The organism is Algoriphagus ratkowskyi, assembly GCF_002150505.1.
Classification (GTDB): domain Bacteria; phylum Bacteroidota; class Bacteroidia; order Cytophagales; family Cyclobacteriaceae; genus Algoriphagus; species Algoriphagus ratkowskyi.
The window spans coordinates 15195-36243 of sequence record NZ_MSSV01000027.1; the positions used below are offsets into that span (position 1 = coordinate 15195).

The following is a 21049-nucleotide window of genomic DNA, read 5'->3' on the forward strand; positions in this document are numbered from 1 at the left end:
CCTAGAGGAGTTTTTTTAATATCTTTGCAGCTTTATTTCTGGAATATGCCCGTCAAACCCACTATCTCATTTGAGAACTTAAAGGTAGCTTTTGCTTCAAAAAGTGATGCAGAACTTAAGAGAATGTATTTGGTTTTTGCCTTGTTGAATAATAAGCTTGTCTCTAATCTGGGGATTGCAATGACTAAAATTGGTTTTGCGCTTCATTTGCCGATCAAAGGAATAATGAAGCAGACAATGTTTGGACATTTCTGTGGTGGTGAGACAATAACTGAAAGTACGGCTGCAGCCCAAAAACTTGCGGAATACGGTGTAGAAAGTACGCTTGACTATTCAGTAGAGGGAGATGGAGACGAGGCGAGTTATGATGAGACCTGTGCTGAGATCCTGAAGACTATCGACAAAGCAGAGAATCAAACATCTTTGCCATTCGCAGTTTTCAAAGTGACGGGGCTCGGTGATTATCGGCTGATGACTAAAGTGCAGGCTGGAGAGATACTTTCTCAGGATGAAAGCCTTGCCTTTGACAGAATGAAAAACCGTGTGGATCAACTATGTCATGCGGCTTTCCAGAAAGGAATAAAAATCCTGGTTGACGCAGAGGAATCTTGGTTTCAGGATACAATTGATGCCATGGCATACGAGGCCATGGAGAAGTATAATAGGGAAACTTGCACTGTATATAATACTTATCAGATGTATCGACATGATATGCTGGCAAGATTGAAAGCAGCTGAAGAAGTAGCAAAAGTTAATGGCTACGTGCTAGGTGCAAAGCTGGTGCGTGGTGCATACATGGAGAAGGAAGGTGAGCGGGCAGCGGAAATGGGCTATGCAAGTCCTATTCAGCCGAATAAATTAGCTACTGACACTGATTACAATCTTGGTGTGGAGTTTTGTATATCAAATGGTGTATACTTGGTTAGCGGATCACACAATGAAGAAAGCAATCAACTTGTGGTAAGACTAATCGAGAAACATGGGATTGCTAAGGATTCTGACCGCGTATTCTTTGCGCAGCTCTACGGAATGAGTGATAATATCTCTTTCAATCTGGCAGATGCTGGATATCGAGTGTTGAAATATGTGCCTTACGGGCCAGTGGAAAAGGTAATGCCTTACCTGATGCGTAGAGCATCGGAAAATTCTAGTATTGCAGGGCAGAGCAGTCGGGAGTTTTCGATGATTAAGAAGGAGATTAAAAGACGGAAGTCGGGAGACGGAAGACCGTAGCAACCTACTTCGGTCTCCCATCTGCTGTCTTCCAGCCAATAAATAACAAGAACTGAAAATTTCAAATTATATAGAATGCAACTTTTGAGCGAACAGGAAATAGATAGACGTAAAGACAGGGAAGAACTGATGAAGTTGGGGATCAATCCCTATCCAGCTGAGGAGTTCCCTATCAATGTCACTTCAGAGGATATTCATCGCAACTACGAAAACAGGAAGTTAGATTATAAAAATATCAAGATCGCAGGTCGATTGATGAGCCGTCGTATTATGGGTTCTGCTTCTTTTGGAGAGATTCAAGATGCTTCTGGAAGACTTCAGTTTTATATCAGACGTGATGACATCTGTCCAGGTGAAGACAAGACACTTTACAATTCTGTGTTTAAAAAGCTTCTTGGAATCGGTGATTTCTTGGGTTTAAAAGGATATATTTTTACTACTCAGACAGGTGAGATTTCTCTCCACGTGACGGAGTTAACCGTACTTTCCAAGTCAGTGAAGCCACTTCCTGTGGTGAAAAGAGACGAGGATGGTAATGTGCACGATGGATTTACAGATCCTGAGATGAGATACCGTCAGCGCTATGTGGATCTAACAGTGAATCCTGAAGTGAGGAAAACCTTCGTGACTCGCTCTAGAATCATTACTCAGATGCGTCGTTACTTCGATGATCACGGATGGCTAGAAGTGGAAACTCCAATTCTTCAGGCCGTTCATGGTGGAGCAGCTGCTCGTCCATTCGATACGCATCACAACACGCTGGATATGCCGCTTTTCCTAAGAATTGCGAATGAGCTCTATCTAAAAAGACTGATCGTTGGTGGGTTTGATGGTGTGTATGAGTTTGGGAAAATGTTCCGAAATGAAGGCATGGATCGTACCCACAATCCGGAATTCACTTCCATGGAAATCTACGTAGCCTATAAAGACTATATCTGGATGATGAAGATGGTGGAGGAGCTGATCGAAAAGGTGACTCAAGAGATTCATGGCAAAACCAAATTGATCGTGGGTGCAAATGAGATCGAATTTGCTGGACCATATAGAAGATTGACCATGTATGATTCTATCAAGGAATATGCAGGAATCGATGTGAGCAAGATGGATGAGGAAGGCTTGCGCAAAGTTTGTACTGAGATGGGAATTGCAGTGGATGCGACGATGGGCAAAGGGAAATTGGTGGATGAGATCTTCGGTGAGAAGGTTGAACCCAACTTAATCCAACCAACTTACATCACGGATTATCCGATTGAGATGACGCCTCTGGCAAAAAAGCATAGAACTGAACCAGGTTTGGTAGAGCGATTTGAGCTGTTTGTAAACGGTAAAGAAATCGCAAACGCTTATACTGAGCTAAACGATCCAATCGATCAGCGTGAACGCTTTGAAGATCAGTTGAAACTGGCGGAAAGAGGTGATGATGAAGCGATGGCGATGGATGAGGATTTCCTTCGTGCTTTAGAGTACGGTATGCCTCCAACGTCTGGTTTGGGGATCGGAATCGATCGATTGACAATGTTGCTGACAAATAATACGACGATTCAGGAAGTGCTATTCTTCCCACAGATGAGACCTGAGAAGAAGCAGGTGGAAATGACTGAAGAGGAAAAAGGCATTTTTGAACTCTTGAAGGTAGAATCCCCAGTTGGGCTTGCTGACCTGAAAGGAAAAGCTGGACTAAGTGGTAAGAAGTGGGATGTAGCGATGAAAGGCTTAACAGGCAAAGGGATTGCAAAAGTGACCAAAGACGGTGATGCTGTGACGGTGTCGCTGGTAGATTAATACGTTTAACATTTAGATAAAGCGAAACCGGGCTGAGAGGCTCGGTTTTTTTTTTCCGTGACTGTCTCCACTCGAGACCTAACAATTTGATCGTAATTAAAAATTTACATGACTAGGAGGGGAGAAATACAAACTTCAACATGGTCAACGCATGTGTCCCGTCTAGTGGCTTATTGTATATTTAGTTTTTATTTATGGAAGTTTAGTTGTGGTTTGTGTAAAGTATTATTATAATTGCGCCTAAATAATTAGATAATGAATTTGAGAGTTAGGTTAATTCACTTTTTTATAGACACTTTGGTCTACTTTTTTATTGCTTTGAGCATATTAACTCTAAATAATAATACAGTACGCATCGAACTATTAAAGCCTATTCTTTTAGTTTTTTATTTTATAAATTATTTTCTTTTTGAATTTTTTCTCGGTAAAACTCCAGGGAAATACTTTACCAGAGTCCAAGTTGCAGATTACAAAACTTTCCATAATCCTAATATTTGGCAAGTTTTGATTCGAACGATGGGAAGGATGATCCCCCTGTATTTTCTCTCTTATTTTATTACTGGTAAAGGTCTCCATGATCATATTTCAAATACATTTTTAATTCAAACCAATCAAAAAAATGAAAAAACTAAGTAACACTTTTGTAATTGCTCTACTTGTCATTTCAATGTCTAGTTGTGCTACAGTATTCGGTGGGAAAGTTTCCGAATACCAAAGGACAAAGCCTAAGGCTGGAGAACCACAGCGTGAAGTGAGAGTGGGTGCACTCATCGCCGATATTATTTTATTCTTGCCGGGTGTCATAGTTGATTTTGCAACTGGCGCCATTTACAAGCCAGAAGGAAAATAGGAATCTGGATAGTTAGACAAAACCGACTTAAATAGTAAGTCGGTTTTTTTATTTATGAACGCTCTGAAATATTTTTACGACTTTTATTTCTTTTCAGAAAATCTCCCACCACTTGCTTTTGGCATTATACTACATGAAAATTTCAAACTAATAATTGTCTATGATTTTAAATTAACAGCCTAATTTAAATTATGGAGAGAACCTATTCTTCATTGGGTAAAGAAGTGGAACGATATTTTCCTTACGCTCTACAAATAAACCACTCAACCTTTGATCTTATGAAAACTTTTAAAGATTTTCTAAAACTCTTTTCAGTGATGCTGATATTGAGTTTAAGTGCCTGCGCGATTAATCCTGTCACAGGAAAAAAGCAGATAGTACTTATGTCTGAAGCGCAAGAAATTGCGATGGGGCAGCAGTCCGATCCGGAAATAGTTGCCTTTTTTGGGCTTTATGAAGATCCCCAACTTCAAGAGTTTATCACAGCTAAGGGTAAGGAAATGGCGGCAATTTCACACCGACCAAAATTAGCTTACGAGTTCAAGATCGTTGACTCTCCAGTCATTAATGCTTTTGCAGTCCCCGGTGGTTACGTGTATTTTACTCGGGGTATTATGGCTCATTTCAATAATGAAGCAGAGTTTGCAGGAGTGCTGGGTCATGAAATCGGTCATGTCACAGCTAGGCATTCCGTCATCCAGCAGCGTAATCAGTTATTTGGTCAATTAGGACTTATAGCAGGAATCATATTTGTGCCGGAACTAGGGCAATTTATGGATCCTTTGTCCCAAGGAATGCAGTTAGCATTATTAAAATTTGGAAGAGATGCAGAGCGACAATCGGATAAATTAGGTGTGGAATATTCTTCCCAAATAGGGTACGATGCAACTGAAATGGCTGACTTTTTTGAAACACTGGAAAGGCAGCAGGAAAATTCTGGAGCAGGAGAAATCCCTCCATTTCTTTCTACTCACCCTTCCCCTGAAGAAAGAAATGCTACTGTTGAGAAAATGGCTTTGGACTGGCAGCAAAAATCAAAAATGTCTGAGTTTGCAGTTAACAGAGACAGTTATTTAAAGAAAATTGATGGACTTGTAGTAGGTGAAGATCCAAAGCAAGGCTTTGTGGAGAATAGCACATTTTATCATCCAGTACTGAAAATCCAATTCCCTATTCCAGCCACTTGGGCTCATCAAAATACGCCACAACAGTTTCAAATGGCACCTAAGACAGGAGATGCCGTCATGATGCTCACCTTAGCTCCTGGCGCTAGCTTGGAAGAAGCTTCAAATGCAGTGCTTCAAAACTATAAATTGACTTTGGTTGAATCTAAGAAGGAAACGATCAATGGGATGCCTTCTATTCTTATGATTGCCGATCAGCCACAGGAACAAGGGACCATTCGGGTACTTTCATCTCTTATTCAGTTTGAAGGAAATATTTACAGCCTGATGGGGATTACAGATCTCACAAAGTTCAACGCGGTACAACCAGTTTTTTTACAAACCATGCGGGAGTTTAAGGAATTGAGAGATTCTGAAAAATTAAATCGTAAACCTGATGTCATCAAAATCAAAACCGTTCCGAACCAGATGACATTACAGGCAGCTTTCCAACATTTCGGAATGCCTAATGAAAGATTTGAAGAACTATCACTTTTGAATGGTATGCATTTGACGGATCAGTTGAGGAAGGGTATGCTGATCAAAGTGGTAGGTAAATAAGAGAAATATTTTAACAGATAGATATAAGAAAAAAACCGAGCTGTGAGGCTCGGTTTTTTTTATACTTCTAGCATACATATTTATGTGCGAGTAGAATAATTGAGGCTATTTAAAACAAATACTTTACAGCTTACTGAAAAGTTTCACCGGTCATCTGGCACCTTATAACCAACATCAATCTAACGCTCTACTTCCTTCAGATTTTCAATCTTCTTATTTCTCAGGAAGCCATTTATATCTTCGAAGTGCTCTTTAACACGCTTATTTCCGAATTCAAAAACCTTAGTCACCAAGCCGTCTAAGAAATCTCTATCGTGGGATACAATGATCAAAGTTCCGTCAAAAGCCTTCAACGCATCTTTGATGATGTCCTTAGTTTTCATGTCCAAATGATTGGTCGGCTCATCGAGAATAAGCAAGTTCACCGGCTCCAGCAATAGCTTGATCATCGCCAAACGTGTTTTTTCTCCACCAGATAAGACTTTCACTTTCTTGTTAATCTCATCACCTTTAAACATGAAAGCGCCCAAAATATCCTTCACTTTCGTACGAGCTTCGCCAACCGCGATGTAGTCAATTGTCTCAAAAATTGTCAAATTTTCATCCAAAAGAGAGGCTTGGTTCTGAGCAAAATATCCAATCATGGAATTGTGTCCCAATTCACATTTGCCATCGAACTCAATCTCACCCATAATCGCTTTGATCATAGTGGACTTTCCCTCACCATTTTTTCCTACGAAAGAAACCTTCTGACCACGCTCTATCGTCATGGAAGCATTCTTGAAGACCACATGCTCATCGTATTTCTTGCTCATGTCCTCGACGATCACAGGATAGTTACCAGATCTCGGAGAAGGGGGGAAGCGAAGTTTTAAGGCAGAACTGTCCACCTCGTCCACTTCGATAATTTCCAATTTCTCCAGCATTTTCACGCGGGATTGTACCTGCAGAGTCTTAGAGTAAGTGCCTTTAAAGCGGTCGATAAACCCTTGAATATCCGCAATGACAGCCTGCTGCTCCTCGTATTGCTTTTGCTGCTGCTCGCGACGTTCTCTTCTCAGTTCTAGGTAGTGGCTATATTTAGCTTTGTAGTCATATATACGACCCATCGTTACCTCGATAGTTCTCGTCGTGATATTGTCTACAAACGCTCTATCGTGGGAAATCACAACGACTGCCTTTGCTTTGTTCAATAAGAAATCCTCCAGCCACTGAATCGATTCAATATCCAAGTGATTGGTAGGCTCATCAAGAAGGATCAGATCAGGTTTTTGCAAAAGGATCTTTGCCAACTCAATTCGCATTCTCCATCCTCCAGAAAACTCGGAAGTATTTCGAGTTAAATCAGCTCTTTCGAAGCCTAAGCCTAACAATACCTTCTCAACTTCCGCCTCGTAATTTACTTCCTCGATAGCATAGAATTTCTCGCTCAATTCTGAAACATCCTCGATCAGCTTGTAATATGAATCCGACTCATAATCAGTTCTCACGGTTAATTCATCGTTGATCCGCTCGATCTCAGTCTTCATAAACATGTAGCTAGCGAAAGCTTTGGACGTCTCGTCCATCACTGAGCAATCGTCCGATGTCAATAAGTGCTGTGGTAAATAAGCAACAACAAAGTCTTTTGGAGCAGAAACCGATCCCAAACTTGGCTTGGTTTGACCCGCTATGATCTTTAACAGTGTGGATTTGCCAGCACCGTTCTTACCCATAAGGGCAATCTTATCGGTTTCGTTGATGGCGAAAGAAACATTACTAAAAAGAGTGGTGCCGCTGTGAATGACGCCGACGTTATCTACTGAAATCATAAGTCTTGGAATTGAAGCGGCAAAGGTAAGGAATTGAGAATTTAAAAATTGTAAGATTTGAAAATTGAAAAGTGGGAAGGTTCTTTAACGTTTCCAATCTCACTTCTCATGTCTTTTTCTGGAAATTTCAAACAAAAAAAACCGCCACGAAATCAATCGAGGCGGTTTTCAAACATCCGACATCTAGCATCGGACATCTAACATATTTTAAGCATTCACACCCAATACCTGAGCTATAGTAGCTCCGATCTCAGCTGGAGAATCTACTACGTGAATTCCATTTTCTCTCATGATTCTCATTTTGGCTGCTGCAGTATCGTCAGCACCACCGATGATCGCACCAGCGTGACCCATTCTACGTCCAGCAGGAGCAGTCTGACCAGCGATAAATCCTACTACTGGCTTCTTGTTGCCAGTTTCTTTGATCCATTTCGCAGCTTCAGCTTCGTAGTTTCCTCCGATTTCACCGATCATGACGATTGCGTCAGTCTCAGGGTCTTCCATCAACAACTGTACAGCTTCTTTAGTAGAAGTTCCGATGATAGGATCTCCACCAATACCGATAGCAGTAGATACACCCAAACCAGCTTTTGCAACTTGATCTGCAGCTTCGTAAGTCAAAGTTCCTGACTTAGAAACGATTCCTATTCTTCCTGATTTGAATACAAAACCTGGCATGATACCAACTTTCGCTTCTCCTGGAGTGATTACTCCTGGACAGTTAGGGCCGATAAGTGTGGCTCCTCTTTCGATGATATAAGGCTTAGCTTTCATCATATCAGCAACAGGGATTCCCTCAGTGATAGCGATGATTACTTTTATGCCTGCGTCAGCCGCTTCCATGATCGCATCAGCAGCAAATGCTGGCGGCACGAAAATGATAGAAGTATTAGCGCCAGTTTTTTGAACAGCTTCTTCTACAGAGTTGAAAACAGGCTTTTCCAAATGGGTAGAGCCACCTTTTCCTGGAGTAACACCGCCGACTACGTTAGTTCCGTATTCGATCATTTGCTGTGCGTGAAAAGAACCCTCAGACCCGGTGAATCCTTGAACGATCACCTTGGAATTTTTATTGACTAGTACACTCATGATGCGATTTCTATAGTTTGGCACAAAAATATAACAAACAGACCGCCAACAAAAGAAAAGGATAACATAATACAAGGAATTCGAAGATTCTTTGAAAAACTGACCATACAGAGGCTAAATTGTAGGTTTAAATAGAAGAATGTCTAATTTAGACTTTTGGTTTATGGATAAGTAAGTAATCATAGTTTTAAAGTAGGTTTTGGGAAGCAATTGTTCTATTCCCACTTGTCAGACCCATTTTTTTTATATTTTCGACTCAAATTAGATTTACCGCTTTCAAGATTTGCTATGTTTAGCCTAAAAATCCTCATTGTTGAAGACGATCCAGTATCAGCACTTTTGCTACAGCGTGCGCTTGAGAAAAATAGACACGAAATCCTGGGAATAGCCGATTCCGGGGAAAAGGCGTTGGAAATCTTGGGAGCAAACCATGCAGATATGGTGATGATGGATATCAATCTTGCTGGTGAACTCGACGGGATAAAAACCACCGAAATCATCAATGAGATATATGATATTCCGGTAGTTTACCTCAGTGCAAGCTCTGATGCTGAGACGCTTAATAAAGTGGTGGGGACCAATCCAAGTGCTTATGTGATCAAGCCTTTTAACATCCGAGAGCTAAACATGGTGATCGAATTGGCTATCTATAAAGACCGGAAAGAAAAGGAACTTCACAAGCTTAATAATGAGCTTGAAGAAAAAGTAAAGCAACGTACCATACAGCTTTTCAATGCCAATACAGAGCTTACTAAAGCACTGGAAAAAGAGCGTGAAATCAATGAACTGAAATCAAGAATTGTTTTAAATGTCTCTCATGGGTTTAAAACTCCACTTACTTCAATCTTGAGTTCGGCTCAGTTATTACAGATTTATGCTGAGAAGGACCACCCTTTCAAGCCAAAGATCACGAAGCACGCATTCAAAATCGAGAATTCGGTGAGGGCATTGAATAATTTGCTTACAAGTGTTCTATTTTTTGGAAAAGCAGATGCAAACAAGATAGAGTTCAGGCCTAAAAAGATGTTTTTGGGAGCCTTTGTAAAAGAAATACTGGACATTGTGAACGCAGGAAAGGAGAATGATGTGAAAATCAAAACTGAACTAATTAACCTACCAAAAGTAATAACTTCAGACTCTGAGCTTTTATATCAGATTTTTGAAAATCTTGTTTCAAATGCAGTGAAATACTCTAAGGATGGGCAGCAAGTAATTTTTAAAATGGAATTTGCAGATAATAAGTTGATAGGCACCGTTGAAGATCAAGGCATCGGAATTCCTGTTGCCGAGCAAAGTCAGCTTTTCGAACGCTTTTTTAGGGCAAAAAACGTCGGCGTAGTTGATGGTTCAGGATTAGGGCTTTCTATAGTGAAAAAATCAATAGATGTGTTGAAGGGAGAGATTAGTTTTCAGAGCAGTGTCAAAAATGGAACAACCTTTAGGGTAGAAATTCCAGTTAATTAAATATGCTTTTTGAATCGAAGAATCTAAAATATGGCCATCCAGGCCAACAGCCCTTGATGTTTCCTGATATCACGTTGCAGAAAGGCGAAAGTTTGCTGGTGCTAGGTAGGTCTGGATCAGGGAAAACTACCTTGTTAAATTTACTTGCTGGATTACTTCATCCAACCACAGGCGAGGTAAAACTAGATGGGCAAAATTTGGCTGCAATGAGCGGGCAGAAATTAGATTTGTTCCGTGGAAAAGAGATTGGAATTGTATTTCAAAAACCACACTTACTTGCCGCTTTGAACGTTAAGGAGAATTTACAGATGGCTCATTTTTTTAGCAAGAAAAAAGGTCAAGCGGTAGATCATTTGCTAGCAGAATTGGGGCTGGCGGGAAAAGCTAAGGCGTCAGTCTTGACGTTGAGTGAGGGAGAAGCACAACGTGTTTCCATAGCTCGGGCATTAGCAACTAGTCCAAAGTTAATTCTAGCAGATGAACCTACTTCCAGCTTAGATGATGAAAATGCTTATAATGTCATCCAGCTGCTTAAAAATCAAGCATCCAAAATCGGAGCTGCATTGATCATCGTCACGCATGATCAACGGGTGAAGACTCAAATTCCCAATTTTGTAGAAGTAACAGGCTTATGAATTTATTTAAACTCAGTTGGAAATATTTGACCTTCAGGCCACTTTCAACAGGTCTAAATGTGTTTTTGCTTGCTCTTGGATTGGCTATTATCACCGTTCTGCTACTGATGCAGGATCAGTTCGAGAAGAAAATGAATCAGGATGCCGCGGGCATTGACTTGGTAGTTGGAGCTAAGGGGAGCCCTTTGCAATTGATTTTGGCGGGTGTATATCATATTGATTTTCCGACAGGAAATATCCCGATGGATGAAGCGCAAAAATTGTCCAGAAACCGATTAGTAAAGAATATCATTCCGATGGCTCTTGGTGATAATTACCAAGGGTTTAGAATAGTAGGTACTAATCATGATTATCCAGGGCTTTATGAGGCAGAGATGCAAAGTGGAGAGCTTTGGGCAAAGCCTTTTGAAGTTGTTTTGGGAGCAGAAGTTGCTGGGAAATCTGGCTATGTGGTAGGAGATGAGTTCTTGGGCAGTCATGGAATAAGTGTGGGAAGCCATGAGCATGATGCAAATAACTTTAGGGTAGTCGGTATTTTAGAAAGGAAAGGCAACGTACTAGATCGGTTGATCTTGACCAGTGTGGAATCTATATGGTTTACCCATGACGTAGAAGGTGTGGCTGAAACAAACGATTCTACTGGTAATGAAGAAATACACCCTGTACTAAATCTTCAAGATTCTGTCGCAACTAGAGGGTTTCCGAAAACCACTGAATCTCGAGAGTTGACCACTCTTTTGATCCAATATAGAAACCCTATGGCGGCAATTCAGCTCCCAAGGTTGATTAACTCAGGGACCTCCATGCAGGCGGCTTCGCCTTCTTTTGAGATGTCTAGGCTCTTCGAATTACTTGGTGTGGGAATTACGCTGTTACAAGGTTTAGCGATAGTGATTATAGGTGTTTCAGGACTTGGGATTTTCATTGCACTATATAATTCGCTCAAGGAAAGAAAATATGATCTAGCAATTCTAAGAGCTATTGGTGCATCGAGAGGGCAGCTTTTACTATTAATTTTTCTAGAAGGGATTATGCTGACTTTTATGGGTGCAATTCTTGGGATTTTGCTTGGACACACATTCCTTTCTGTGATCATTTCTCAAAATGAGCAAGGTGTAATCGGTACACTTGAGCCATGGGTTTTCCTTAAGAAAGAACTTTGGATAGTAATTTATGCGTTAGTGGTGGGAGTTTTATCTTCTATAATTCCTGCGGTTGCAGCTTATCAAACAAGCATTGCAAAGCAATTGACAAAGGCTTAACTAGCGTGCGATTTAAAAACCCGAATATATGAAAAAGTTGAAAATAGCCTTTATAGCTGTTCTAGCGATGATTGTTGGACAAGAATCTCTGCAGGCTCAAAGTAAAAACGTTTGGCAGAGTCTCACAGAGGTCACATACAAAATCTCAGAAGACGAATATGGCGAGCTTTATGTCCCAGTCTTCTCAGAGAATATTACGAAGTTGGAAGGTAAAGTAGTAGAAGCAGACGGTTATATCATTCCTTTCGAAGGTATGTTTAAGCCCGAGCACATCATATTGTCAAGTTTACCACTTGCAGAATGTTTCTTTTGTGGCTCTGGTGGCCCAGAGACAGTGATGGAGGTGGATATGGCTACACCGATTAAATACACATCTAATAGAGTGCGGGTGCGTGGAACGCTAACTTTGAACAGTAAGGATCCTGAGAAGTTGATGTATATCTTGAAGAATGGAACGCTGGTTGATTAAAAACTTTTTTTAATCGCTGACTTTTATAAAGGATTGCGAAAATGCTACTTAACCTTAGAGGTGTAATAAACCTCTAAGGTTTTAGGAATGAATTGCATACGAAAGTTAAGATTGATATTAGTAGCAAAGTTCCCTCTCCAAATCCCTAAATTTCGCTAAAAGATCAAGTGAAACAGGCCCTGGTTTTCCATTTCCGATTTCATGGTCATCGATCTGAGTTACTGGAAGTAGGATTTTAGTAGTGCTGCTAATAAATGCTTCGTCTGCATTCAAAGCTTCCTGCATACTTATTGGTCTGATTTGTACTTTACCAGCCAATTCAATGATATGCTTACGGGTAATTCCCATGAGTACATGTGAATCAGGTGTGCTGATGATTCCATTTTTAACGATGAAAAAATTGCTTCTGGAGCTCTCACTTACATGGCCATTTATATAGTACAGTACATCCTCTGCACCAGCATCATTCCAACGCATACTGTCCCAAACTGACAATGCGTAATTGGTTGTTTTGATCTCTGGGATCGGTCTCACATATTCTAGACTAAGAAGTTTTATACCCTTTTCATACTTTTCCTGAGATGGGAAAATAAGTGATTCTGCGAAAATAAATAGTTTGCCTTTGGCAGGAGAAAAGTGATTTGGAGAAACTCCACCACTCAAAACCATTCGTAGGCCACCTTCTTTAAGATGATTTTTTTCGATCAATTCTTGAATCACCGCCTTTAGCTCTGCACGAGAATATTCAAGTGGCAGGAAGGTTTTTTCAGCAGACGAAAAAAAACGATCCAAGTAGCTATCCAAGAAAAGGGGTTTAAAATTGACCGTTCTGAAAAAGTCAAAAATTCCATAACCTCTGATAAAACCTAGGTCCATCGGATGAATGCTTGCTTTTTCAGTTGATATTATTTGCCCGTCGGCAAAGCAGAATGGTTTCATAGAATTATGGGGGTTTAGAGCTTCTAAAAATAGTAGCTCTAGCTGAATAAATCACCTTTTTTTGTGATCTTACTTTTTGTTACTATTTTGAGATTAAATAATAACTTTACGGCATATAAAACGATTTATCATGAAGCGAACAATTCTATTTTTTATTTTTACCTCATTTTTAGTATTGAACTCCTGTGGGCCGAAGGGGCCAAGTGAGAATGTAAAACTTCGCGAAGAAGTGATTGAAGTTCATGATGAGGTAATGCCAAAAATGGGACAGCTGAAATTACTGGAGCGTAAATCCCTAGAAAAAGTGGAAGAATTGGAAAGCAAAGATTCTATTGATTCAACTGAATTAGCTAAGTATAAAGCGATAGCTTATGATCTTAATCAATCGCATGAGGCTATGTTTGACTGGATGCATCAATACGAAACTGAGGATGGAGAAAAATCGAATGAAGAACTGAAGCAATACTTAGAAGACCAAATGGAGCTGATAAGTAAAGTCAATGTTGACATGAAAGAAGCCTTAGAAAAAGCGCATTCATTGCTGAAATAATCAGAAATCAGGTTTCTGCTGCAGGTATTTTTCTACCTGGCTTGAGGTGATTTTCCCTTCGCTCATTCCCCAAATATTGTAAAGATAGGTACTGATTTGAGCGATTTCCAATGGGGTCAGTTTAGGACTTGCCGGCATAGGTTGGTTATAGACTTGACCATTTACTATGACATCCCCTTCTTGTCCGTGTTTCATTATCCACACGGTGCGATGAATGTTGGCTTGGAAATAATCTGCATCTCGCAATGGAGGAATGAGATTGCCTACACCGGTCCCATCGCTTTGATGGCAATTTCCACAGTGATTTTCGTAAATAGTTTTCCCATCCACAGCATATTTCATCACTTCAGGATCCTCTATTTGAGCTAGAGTGTTTTCTTCGCTTGTGCTTTTTGGGCTACATGCAACTGCCAGAAGCAAGACTATTAAAAGCTTTTTCATTTGCCTAAAATCTTTGGAATATCGGATAATAATTTATCCACTTGATCTGACTTGGTTCCGTCGTAAACCCCTCGGATATGCCCCTGTTGATCTATAAGAAGAAATGCTCCAGAGTGTAAAAAGCCTCCAGGCTCATCCTGGTCAGCTTGAGCTGTGGTGATGTAGCTCGTCTGACCTATTTCGTATATTTTCTCAGCATCTCCAGTTAGAAAATTCCAAGTTTTAGCATCTTCGATTCCCAATTTCTCAGCATAATCTTTTAATACTACCTGAGTATCATGCTTGGGATCAATAGTATGACTTAATATCTTAAAGTTTGGGTTATCTCCGAATTTTTCAAAAACACGAATCATTTCCTTCTTCATAATTGGGCAGATCGTTGGACATGTTGTAAAGAAAAAATCTGCAACATAGACCTTCCCATTCACATCGGAATTGCTGATTACTTGACCTTCCTGGTTGATAAATGAAAACTCCGCGATTTGATGGTAAACAGTGTCATTGACTAAGGTTCCGCCAACAGTTTTTTCCTCCATATGCCAATTTCCAAGTTTTGGAAGAGGGGCATTGTTTTCTCCCGCAGGTTTGCATTGAGAAAAAAGGAAAGAAATAATCAGAAGAGAAAGGATAGAAAACCTTGTTTTCATGTGCTTTTAATTTAATTTTTATTGGCTATCCCGATAATTATCGAAACTGGAGAAATCTAGCATGACGGATATTTATTCCTCCGTATGAGGTTTTCAAGATGCTAGGCTGATGAGTTGTTATTTGTTTCTGAATTTTTTATAAAGTCTAATGGCGAGCATCAAAGTAATACCAAGTGTGATCAATCCAGCCAGACCCCAAACCATACTCAAGGTGCTTTTCAGCACGATCAGAAACACTATAGCAAATAGCAAAAGCGTAGATGCCTCATTCCATATCCTCAACTGTGTAGAGGTCCATCTAGTTCGGCCTGCCTGAAGTTCTTTGAAAAGTTTGTGACACCAGCCATGGTAGCAGTACAGTAGGAACACAAAAGCTAATTTGGCGTGCATGAAGCCCATTTCCATATAGCCCATGCGCATACTCAAAACTAATGTACCAAAGATCAATGTGAGCACGGCAGATGGCCAGGTGATGAAATACCAAAGCCGAGAAGCCATAAGGTCAAGCTGAGGTTTGAGGATATTTCGCTCTGCCAATGGGCGTTCCATTGCTTCAGTCTGATAGATGAATAATCGAACGATATAGAATAGCCCTGCAAACCAGGTAACTACAAAAATGATGTGAAGTGCTTTGAGGTACTCGAAGGTCATTCTCGGAATTTTCGGCTAAATTAAGGCCTTATCTTTATAACTCTACTTTAATTTTGAAAAGCTCTAAGTTCATTTATTATATCCTTGTCGGGTTTGCGATTGCAATAGTGATCTGGATAGCAAAAGAATCTTTCTCTCAGCCTGGAATTGCGCGTTTTGAGGGGAAGTATGAGGAATTATCCACTTTTAGAAATGAGAATAATACTGGTCCAGTTATAAGGATCTACGCGATTAAAGCTTTGGATGATTCAAAAGATTGGATGCGGGAATATGGCGATGCAATGCCACATACTAAATACGGAAGGACTGTAGTTTTCTTTTTCTCCAATGAAGTAGATTTGGAAATCGACTTATCTCTTAAGGCCCCTTATTTTATCGAAAGCTTGCAACCTCATGTACTTGCGACCTACCAAAAGAGCCCGATGGGCGATGTGAGCTTTATTGATGGTTATCCAAAATGAGAAAACGTTTTACACTAGAAGAATACAAAGAAGGTGTTCTGGCGGGAGATAGAACGAAACTCAGTCAGGCAATCACCTTGGCGGAGAGTGCTTTAGAGAGTGACTTGGCTTTGGCATCTGACTTAGTGCAGGAGCTTTTACCATATACAGGAAAGTCAATTAGGATAGGTATTACTGGAGTTCCTGGCGTTGGGAAAAGTACGTTTATAGAGGCTTTTGGAAAACTATTATTGGAGCAGGGGAAATCTGTGGCAGTCTTGGCTGTGGATCCTTCCAGTAAAAAAAGCAAAGGCAGTATACTCGGTGATAAAACCCGAATGGAAAACCTGGCGAGCGATAATCGAGCTTTTATCCGGCCTAGTCCGACGGGCACTACGCTTGGAGGAGTGAGTTCCAAAACTAGGGAGGCAATGTTGCTTTGCGAAGCGGCAGGATTTGACGTGATTCTTATCGAGACAGTGGGGGTGGGGCAGTCCGAGACCACTGTAAAAGGGATGGTTGATTTCTTTCTTTTGCTGATGCTTTCAGGGGCTGGTGATGAACTTCAGGGTATCAAAAAAGGTATAATGGAAATGGCCGATGGTCTAGTGATTCATAAGGCTGACGGTGACAATCTTGCAAATGCCAAAAAGGCAAAATCAACTTACAGCAATGCACTCCACCTTTTTCCGTTGGCAGAAAATAACTGGTCACCTCCTGTGTTGATTGCTTCTTCACTTACAAAAGAAGGCTTGATTGAAATTTGGGAAATGGTACAGCAATATACTGATCAGATGCAGAGCTCCGGTTTTTGGGAGTCTAATCGTGCCGAACAGCGTCTTAATTGGCTGGACGAAAACTTACAGTTTCTACTTGGAAAATTTTTCTTGGAGCATGAGCAAGTTCAAGAAATGCTATGTCAAAATCGAAATCGTGTTGAGAATGGAGAACTCAGTCCTTTATCTCTTGCACGAGATTTGATCACTACATTTTTTAATTCAACCAAAAATTAAAAATGAAATACATAGTCATTTTAGCCTCCATTTTATGTTTCGCTTGCAGCAAGTCAGAGCAAATTGAGGCCCGACTTACCTTCAGCACCAAAACCTTTACTTCTGAAAGGTGCGTTGATGACAATTGTGCCGAAGTTAAATTGAGTTGGCCAGTGGCAGAAAATGTACCGGCGTCTTCCTTAATTAATGAGCAAATAGCACTTCAATTACTAGCTTATTTTCAGCAGGATAAAACCTACGAAAACCTAGATTCTGCCGCTAATGATTATTTGAATTCATACGAGGATTTTAAGTCTGACTTTCCAGATGCTCCTGGCGGTTGGTCTATTGAGGTGAACGTAGAGAAGACTTATGAATCTGATAGTACATTGAGTTTTAAGTTTGCAGAATTCAATTTCTCTGGCGGAGCACATCCGAATTCAAGTATATACTACATGAACTTTGACACCCAATCAGGCGAGTATCTGAGTATTGATCGAGTAGTATTGGATGAAAAAAAGATGTTGGAAATTGCCGAAAAGGCATTTCGCAAACATCATGAGGTAGAAGATGGAAAGTCATTGGAAGAAGCTGAGTTTTTTTTACCAGAAACAGGTTTCTTTCTCCCAAATGCCATGGGGTATGAAAATGGTAAGTTTATGCTTATATATATTCCATACGAGATTGGACCCTATGTGATGGGATATACTGAATTGGAGTTTGAGCTTAAGGATTTGGAGGGGACCGTGAGGCAGAAATAAGTCTTACTGGCATGAATTTTAAAAGACTTATATGGCTCTTAATCCACAAAAAGATGGATTTTCATGGAATGTAATTTACATAAAGATGATTTTTGTCAATCGTGTGATTGTTAAAGCGAAAAGCCGCTGAGAAATTACTCCCAACGGCTTTTTATAAAAATTGAATTACAAATTCCAAACAGTATTTCTTATGACTAATATTTCAATCTTCTAGTAAACCAAAAACCCAGACGGGCCTCTTCCTACGTCGAAACTTCTGATAACAGTACCAGTCTCAGATAAAACTGTTACTGTGCCATTTCCTTGAAATCCTTTAGCGTTAGCTACATAAATTTGATCGAGATCGTCATCATAACCGATTCCGTAGAAGCCCGACCCAGTCATCAATTCAGTGACAGTAGCTTTGCTACCTTCGATATCAATTGAAACTACCGTATCGTTGTAATCTGGCCATCCTGAACTTGTCAGCACGAACATTTCATCATCTCCGTCGAAAGCAATGCTTTTAGTAGCATTGGCGACAGGCACGGTATAGGAAGTGCCAAGAGTCATGCTGCTCAAATTCACCGTATAGAAAATCACTTCATTTGCCTTCACTGCATATATCCATAATATTCCGTCCTCTGCATGGAACTGTTTTGGTGATGCTTCCAAGTCTAATGTTTTGATTACAGCTTCCTGCGTCGCGTCGATGATTTCGATTTTGTTTTCTTCAGAACCGGCAACTAGAATGTAATTACCATGAGAAAAAAGGTCTTCAGGTTTGTTAGAAACAGCAATTTTTTTGGTTACAACACCGCCATCAAGGCCGTTAACCACAGCAACATATGAATCAGGCGTAGCATAACTTGCGTCATAAGGACCGTAGTCACTTATGAAAAGCTTATTTCCATTTACCGCCAATGATCTTGGCTGATCCAATTCTGCTGACACCGCACCTATACTTTTAAAGTCCCCTGGATTTACGATTTCTACTTTCCCGGTGTTTGCTACCAAATATAATCTGTCTGCCTCAAATACCATATCCTCAAGCAAACCCGCAAAAGGTCTCATGTTTTCTGTTTCGAAAATATTTGGAAGTAGCGCTTCGGAAGATGGATTTAAGTGATAGACTTCGCCATCATTGGTTCCAAAATTCCCTTCGTTCATGATCAGAATCCCGTTGTTGTATTTGCCTAAAGGCTTTTCTTCGCCGCTATCAGAGCAGGCAAAAGAGACGGAAATCAGGGCAGCTGCCCACAGTAGTTGGTTTAATTTCATATGATTATAATTTGTTGTTTTTTAGAGGCAAGTCTCTACCAATAGTATTTTGCTTGTCTGCCTCAAGCAGACTTGATTTTAAAGTAGTATTGATAGATTGAATTGATAAGATCTTCCCGGCATAGCTCTCAAATAGAGCACTTGGTAGTCGGTGTTTAATATATTATTGATTTGAAAGCTCACAGGGAAACGAAGCTTGCCGAACGTTAATTTATCGTAGCCCATTCCAAAATTGAATAGCTGAAATGAAGGCATCGTACGGGGATTATCAGCTGTAACAGCTCTTTCTCCCACGAAGAAGGTTCCTATTAAGCTGGAAAAACCAGCTTTCTGTACTCGAAGGTTCGCATTTGCCTGATGCTGTGGAGTGTATGGAAGTTGCTTGCCAACTGATTGGTCATTTTCGTCCGTGCCTCTTGTCGTCACAGCTTTGGAGAAAGTATAGGAGGTCGTCAATTTCCAGTTCCAAGATCCAATTTGCCTTGCTAGAGTACCTTGATACTCGATTCCTTGATTTGATACTTTTTTAATGTTTTCAGGAGTCCAGACATTTCCTTTAGGTAGCCAAATTATCCAGTTGTCCACCGACATTTTGTAATAAGTCAGTCCTTGATTCCAAGTGATTTTTCCAGTTCCACTCCAATTCAAGCCAATCTCACCACTTAGACTTTCTTCAGGTTTTAGCTCTGGATTTCCACCAGGGTTCCAATACCTATCATTTAGAGTTGGAACTTTAAAGCCTTTTCCGATAGAAGTCTTGAGTTGTAAGTACTGATTACTTCTTTTCCAGAAGCTCCAATCCATTCCCAGACTTGGAGTGAATGGCGCAAAAGTGCCAGAATAGATCAGCTGGCGAAGATTCAGTGAAATTGCCAAGTCTTCGTTTGCGTTGAATTTGGTGCTTTGGTAGAGCTCGACTCTAGTGTCATCTGCTGTGTATGTGCTGAGTTTTCCTTGTGCCAGCGAATATCGAATTCCTGTTTTGGTGTTCCACTTTTCAGAAAAAGTCTGATCCCAATCGCCACTTACAAAATATTGAGTGGTTTGATTTAAACTTTCATTAAAAATCATTTTGCCTTGCACAATCCCCGTTTTCAGGTTCCAAATTGACTTTTTTCCAAAATGGAAATAGTCCAAAACTCCACGAATACTCTGATCTTCCTGCTCATCCCGGGTGTTTGATCCCATAACTGGCTGAACATCCCGATTGGTTTGATTCCACCAAAAAGCGGCTTTCAACTGATTTCTTTCATTCAGATTCCATCCCAAATCTTGCACAAATCCAATTTGATCAAACTTCGCATGATCTTCCTTGACTTCTGGTGTGCCGATTAGTCCAAGGTCTTTATATGGAAAATTATTCTTGGAAAATTCCCGATAAACCCTCGTTTTACTACTGAAATTCTGAGTGGAAAAACCTCCGGTAAGGTGTGTGTTGAGCATGCCGAAACTTCCTACCTGCTGCATAAGTCCCAATTCCAGCCCATTTCCAAACCTAGATCCTGACTCGAGATGAATGCTGCCGCCGATCGCTTCATTGCCGAAAAGCGCTCCGGCATTACCAAACTGAAGACTCACTTGATCGATAGCGGAAATAGGCAAAATAGACAAATCACTTTGTCCGAGAGAAGGACTATTGATCGGTAACCCGTTCCAGAAAATTGCTGTATGCCCAGCCGATGTGCCTCTGAAAGAAGGGGAAGCAATCATTCCAGCGCCATATTGACGAATAAACACAGGAGATTTTTCCTGAAGAATAGATGCGAGGGAGCGACCTTGGTAGCTTTCAAGGTCTTCTTTCTTCCAGCTCATTACTTTTTGCCCCTGCGCAAATCTATCCAAAGCAGGAGCATACACTTCAACCTCAACCAGTTTGACTGTGTCTTGAATCGGGCTAGCCGCCACTAAAGAAAATGCCCACAAAAGCAAAAACATCCCTGATCGAATTAAATTAAAATTCGATTCGGGCTTGAAGAGAAATGAGAAGAAAGGATCAAAACCGATGGCTATCGATTGAGGTACATTCTTCATAGCCTTTCCTCCGAAAGC

General features: G+C 40.5%; 21 protein-coding genes. 13 read left to right on the plus strand and 8 right to left on the minus strand.

The window, feature by feature from the left end; all coding sequences use genetic code 11:
• The first annotated feature begins 45 nt into the window (after positions 1-45).
• The 5 genes from BVH02_RS19500 (at position 46) to BVH02_RS19520 (ending at position 5589) form a co-directional block, all read left to right on the plus strand.
• Positions 46-1233, plus strand: coding sequence for a proline dehydrogenase family protein (locus BVH02_RS19500; protein ID WP_086503151.1), 1188 nt, complete (start codon positions 46-48; stop codon positions 1231-1233).
• Positions 1234-1308: 75 nt separating this feature from the next.
• Positions 1309-3015, plus strand: a complete 1707-nt coding sequence (gene lysS, locus BVH02_RS19505; RefSeq protein WP_086503152.1) for a lysine--tRNA ligase — start codon at positions 1309-1311, stop codon at positions 3013-3015.
• A gap of 255 nt (positions 3016-3270) precedes the next feature.
• On the plus strand, positions 3271-3651 hold the full coding sequence (locus BVH02_RS22085) for an RDD family protein (protein WP_086503153.1): 381 nt from the start codon (positions 3271-3273) through the stop codon (positions 3649-3651).
• Positions 3635-3865 carry a hypothetical protein gene (locus BVH02_RS19515; protein ID WP_205635761.1) on the plus strand — a complete coding sequence of 77 codons (231 nt, stop codon included), beginning with the start codon at positions 3635-3637 and terminating at the stop codon, positions 3863-3865. Before BVH02_RS22085 ends, BVH02_RS19515 begins: the two co-directional genes overlap by 17 nt.
• A gap of 278 nt (positions 3866-4143) precedes the next feature.
• Positions 4144-5589, plus strand: coding sequence for a M48 family metalloprotease (locus tag BVH02_RS19520; RefSeq protein WP_086503189.1), 1446 nt, complete (start codon positions 4144-4146; stop codon positions 5587-5589).
• A 179-nt stretch (positions 5590-5768) separates the two neighbouring features.
• Here the strand turns inward: BVH02_RS19520 and BVH02_RS19525 are convergent, their stop codons facing one another.
• Both BVH02_RS19525 and sucD read right to left on the minus strand, forming a co-directional pair.
• Positions 5769-7400, minus strand: a complete 1632-nt coding sequence (locus tag BVH02_RS19525) for an ABC-F family ATP-binding cassette domain-containing protein (RefSeq protein WP_086503154.1) — start codon at positions 7398-7400, stop codon at positions 5769-5771.
• Positions 7401-7607: 207 nt separating this feature from the next.
• Positions 7608-8489 carry a succinate--CoA ligase subunit alpha gene (gene sucD / locus BVH02_RS19530; RefSeq protein ID WP_086503155.1) on the minus strand — a complete coding sequence of 294 codons (882 nt, stop codon included), beginning with the start codon at positions 8487-8489 and terminating at the stop codon, positions 7608-7610.
• 288 nt (positions 8490-8777) lie between these two features.
• Between sucD and BVH02_RS19535 the strand changes: the two genes are divergently transcribed.
• From BVH02_RS19535 to BVH02_RS19550, 4 genes are read left to right on the plus strand one after another with little or no spacing between them, the layout of a single operon-like run.
• Positions 8778-9953, plus strand: a complete 1176-nt coding sequence (locus BVH02_RS19535; protein WP_086503156.1) for a hybrid sensor histidine kinase/response regulator — start codon at positions 8778-8780, stop codon at positions 9951-9953.
• 2 nt (positions 9954-9955) lie between these two features.
• Positions 9956-10588: an ABC transporter ATP-binding protein gene (locus tag BVH02_RS19540; protein WP_086503157.1), complete on the plus strand. Its 633-nt coding sequence runs from the start codon at positions 9956-9958 to the stop codon at positions 10586-10588.
• Positions 10585-11850, plus strand: a complete 1266-nt coding sequence (locus BVH02_RS19545; RefSeq protein WP_086503158.1) for an ABC transporter permease — start codon at positions 10585-10587, stop codon at positions 11848-11850. Before BVH02_RS19540 ends, BVH02_RS19545 begins: the two co-directional genes overlap by 4 nt.
• A gap of 28 nt (positions 11851-11878) precedes the next feature.
• Positions 11879-12319 carry a hypothetical protein gene (locus BVH02_RS19550; RefSeq protein WP_086503159.1) on the plus strand — a complete coding sequence of 147 codons (441 nt, stop codon included), beginning with the start codon at positions 11879-11881 and terminating at the stop codon, positions 12317-12319.
• 117 nt (positions 12320-12436) lie between these two features.
• Here BVH02_RS19550 and BVH02_RS19555 read toward each other — a convergent pair whose 3' ends face one another.
• On the minus strand, positions 12437-13258 hold the full coding sequence (locus tag BVH02_RS19555; RefSeq protein ID WP_086503160.1) for an aminotransferase class IV: 822 nt from the start codon (positions 13256-13258) through the stop codon (positions 12437-12439).
• 130 nt (positions 13259-13388) lie between these two features.
• Here BVH02_RS19555 and BVH02_RS19560 point away from each other — a divergent pair, with 130 nt between their 5' ends.
• Entirely contained in the window at positions 13389-13808 is a 420-nt protein-coding gene (locus BVH02_RS19560) for a hypothetical protein (RefSeq protein WP_086503161.1), read from the plus strand.
• Here the strand turns inward: BVH02_RS19560 and BVH02_RS19565 are convergent, their stop codons facing one another.
• The 3 genes from BVH02_RS19565 to BVH02_RS19575 all read right to left on the minus strand — a co-directional run bounded on the left by BVH02_RS19565 (position 13809) and on the right by BVH02_RS19575 (position 15547).
• Positions 13809-14249 carry a c-type cytochrome gene (locus BVH02_RS19565; protein WP_086503162.1) on the minus strand — a complete coding sequence of 147 codons (441 nt, stop codon included), beginning with the start codon at positions 14247-14249 and terminating at the stop codon, positions 13809-13811. It abuts the gene before it with no gap.
• Positions 14246-14896, minus strand: a complete 651-nt coding sequence (locus BVH02_RS19570; protein WP_086503163.1) for an SCO family protein — start codon at positions 14894-14896, stop codon at positions 14246-14248. The genes BVH02_RS19565 and BVH02_RS19570 overlap by 4 nt, the downstream gene beginning before the upstream one ends.
• A 117-nt stretch (positions 14897-15013) precedes the next feature.
• The gene (locus BVH02_RS19575; RefSeq protein ID WP_086503164.1) at positions 15014-15547 is read right to left on the minus strand and encodes a CopD family protein; all 534 of its coding nucleotides are present in this window, start codon (positions 15545-15547) and stop codon (positions 15014-15016) included.
• Positions 15548-15600: 53 nt separating this feature from the next.
• On the opposite strand from BVH02_RS19575, the gene BVH02_RS19580 reads away from it, so the two are divergent.
• The 3 genes from BVH02_RS19580 to BVH02_RS19590 are packed head-to-tail and all read left to right on the plus strand — an operon-like array spanning position 15601 to position 17740.
• Entirely contained in the window at positions 15601-16008 is a 408-nt protein-coding gene (locus tag BVH02_RS19580; protein ID WP_086503165.1) for a hypothetical protein, read from the plus strand.
• Positions 16005-17000: a methylmalonyl Co-A mutase-associated GTPase MeaB gene (meaB, locus tag BVH02_RS19585; protein WP_086503166.1), complete on the plus strand. Its 996-nt coding sequence runs from the start codon at positions 16005-16007 to the stop codon at positions 16998-17000. Before BVH02_RS19580 ends, meaB begins: the two co-directional genes overlap by 4 nt.
• A gap of 2 nt (positions 17001-17002) precedes the next feature.
• Complete coding sequence (locus BVH02_RS19590) at positions 17003-17740, plus strand: DUF3298 and DUF4163 domain-containing protein (RefSeq protein WP_086503167.1); 738 nt, start codon at positions 17003-17005, stop codon at positions 17738-17740.
• 210 nt (positions 17741-17950) lie between these two features.
• Here the strand turns inward: BVH02_RS19590 and BVH02_RS19595 are convergent, their stop codons facing one another.
• Entirely contained in the window at positions 17951-19000 is a 1050-nt protein-coding gene (locus tag BVH02_RS19595; protein ID WP_086503168.1) for a YncE family protein, read from the minus strand.
• Between the two features lie 78 nt (positions 19001-19078).
• Entirely contained in the window at positions 19079-21031 is a 1953-nt protein-coding gene (locus BVH02_RS19600) for a TonB-dependent receptor (RefSeq protein WP_223271922.1), read from the minus strand.
• Positions 21032-21049 lie beyond the last annotated feature (18 nt).

What these genes read in the sequence shown, in the direction of transcription:
- BVH02_RS19550 (WP_086503159.1), top strand. Translation starts at nt 11,879, where the DNA reads ATGAAAAAGTTGAAAATAGCCTTTATAGCTGTTCTAGCGATGATTGTT.
- BVH02_RS19535 (WP_086503156.1), top strand. Translation starts at nt 8,778, where the DNA reads ATGTTTAGCCTAAAAATCCTCATTGTTGAAGACGATCCAGTATCAGCA.
- meaB (WP_086503166.1), top strand. Translation starts at nt 16,005, where the DNA reads ATGAGAAAACGTTTTACACTAGAAGAATACAAAGAAGGTGTTCTGGCG.
- BVH02_RS19555 (WP_086503160.1), bottom strand. Translation starts at nt 13,258, where the DNA reads ATGAAACCATTCTGCTTTGCCGACGGGCAAATAATATCAACTGAAAAA.
- BVH02_RS19595 (WP_086503168.1), bottom strand. Translation starts at nt 19,000, where the DNA reads ATGAAATTAAACCAACTACTGTGGGCAGCTGCCCTGATTTCCGTCTCT.
- lysS (WP_086503152.1), top strand. Translation starts at nt 1,309, where the DNA reads ATGCAACTTTTGAGCGAACAGGAAATAGATAGACGTAAAGACAGGGAA.
- BVH02_RS19600 (WP_223271922.1), bottom strand. Translation starts at nt 21,031, where the DNA reads ATGAAGAATGTACCTCAATCGATAGCCATCGGTTTTGATCCTTTCTTC.
- BVH02_RS19520 (WP_086503189.1), top strand. Translation starts at nt 4,144, where the DNA reads ATGAAAACTTTTAAAGATTTTCTAAAACTCTTTTCAGTGATGCTGATA.
- BVH02_RS19575 (WP_086503164.1), bottom strand. Translation starts at nt 15,547, where the DNA reads ATGACCTTCGAGTACCTCAAAGCACTTCACATCATTTTTGTAGTTACC.
- BVH02_RS19540 (WP_086503157.1), top strand. Translation starts at nt 9,956, where the DNA reads ATGCTTTTTGAATCGAAGAATCTAAAATATGGCCATCCAGGCCAACAG.
- BVH02_RS19570 (WP_086503163.1), bottom strand. Translation starts at nt 14,896, where the DNA reads ATGAAAACAAGGTTTTCTATCCTTTCTCTTCTGATTATTTCTTTCCTT.
- BVH02_RS19590 (WP_086503167.1), top strand. Translation starts at nt 17,003, where the DNA reads ATGAAATACATAGTCATTTTAGCCTCCATTTTATGTTTCGCTTGCAGC.
- BVH02_RS19525 (WP_086503154.1), bottom strand. Translation starts at nt 7,400, where the DNA reads ATGATTTCAGTAGATAACGTCGGCGTCATTCACAGCGGCACCACTCTT.
- BVH02_RS19515 (WP_205635761.1), top strand. Translation starts at nt 3,635, where the DNA reads ATGAAAAAACTAAGTAACACTTTTGTAATTGCTCTACTTGTCATTTCA.
- BVH02_RS19545 (WP_086503158.1), top strand. Translation starts at nt 10,585, where the DNA reads ATGAATTTATTTAAACTCAGTTGGAAATATTTGACCTTCAGGCCACTT.
- sucD (WP_086503155.1), bottom strand. Translation starts at nt 8,489, where the DNA reads ATGAGTGTACTAGTCAATAAAAATTCCAAGGTGATCGTTCAAGGATTC.
- BVH02_RS19560 (WP_086503161.1), top strand. Translation starts at nt 13,389, where the DNA reads ATGAAGCGAACAATTCTATTTTTTATTTTTACCTCATTTTTAGTATTG.
- BVH02_RS22085 (WP_086503153.1), top strand. Translation starts at nt 3,271, where the DNA reads ATGAATTTGAGAGTTAGGTTAATTCACTTTTTTATAGACACTTTGGTC.
- BVH02_RS19500 (WP_086503151.1), top strand. Translation starts at nt 46, where the DNA reads ATGCCCGTCAAACCCACTATCTCATTTGAGAACTTAAAGGTAGCTTTT.
- BVH02_RS19565 (WP_086503162.1), bottom strand. Translation starts at nt 14,249, where the DNA reads ATGAAAAAGCTTTTAATAGTCTTGCTTCTGGCAGTTGCATGTAGCCCA.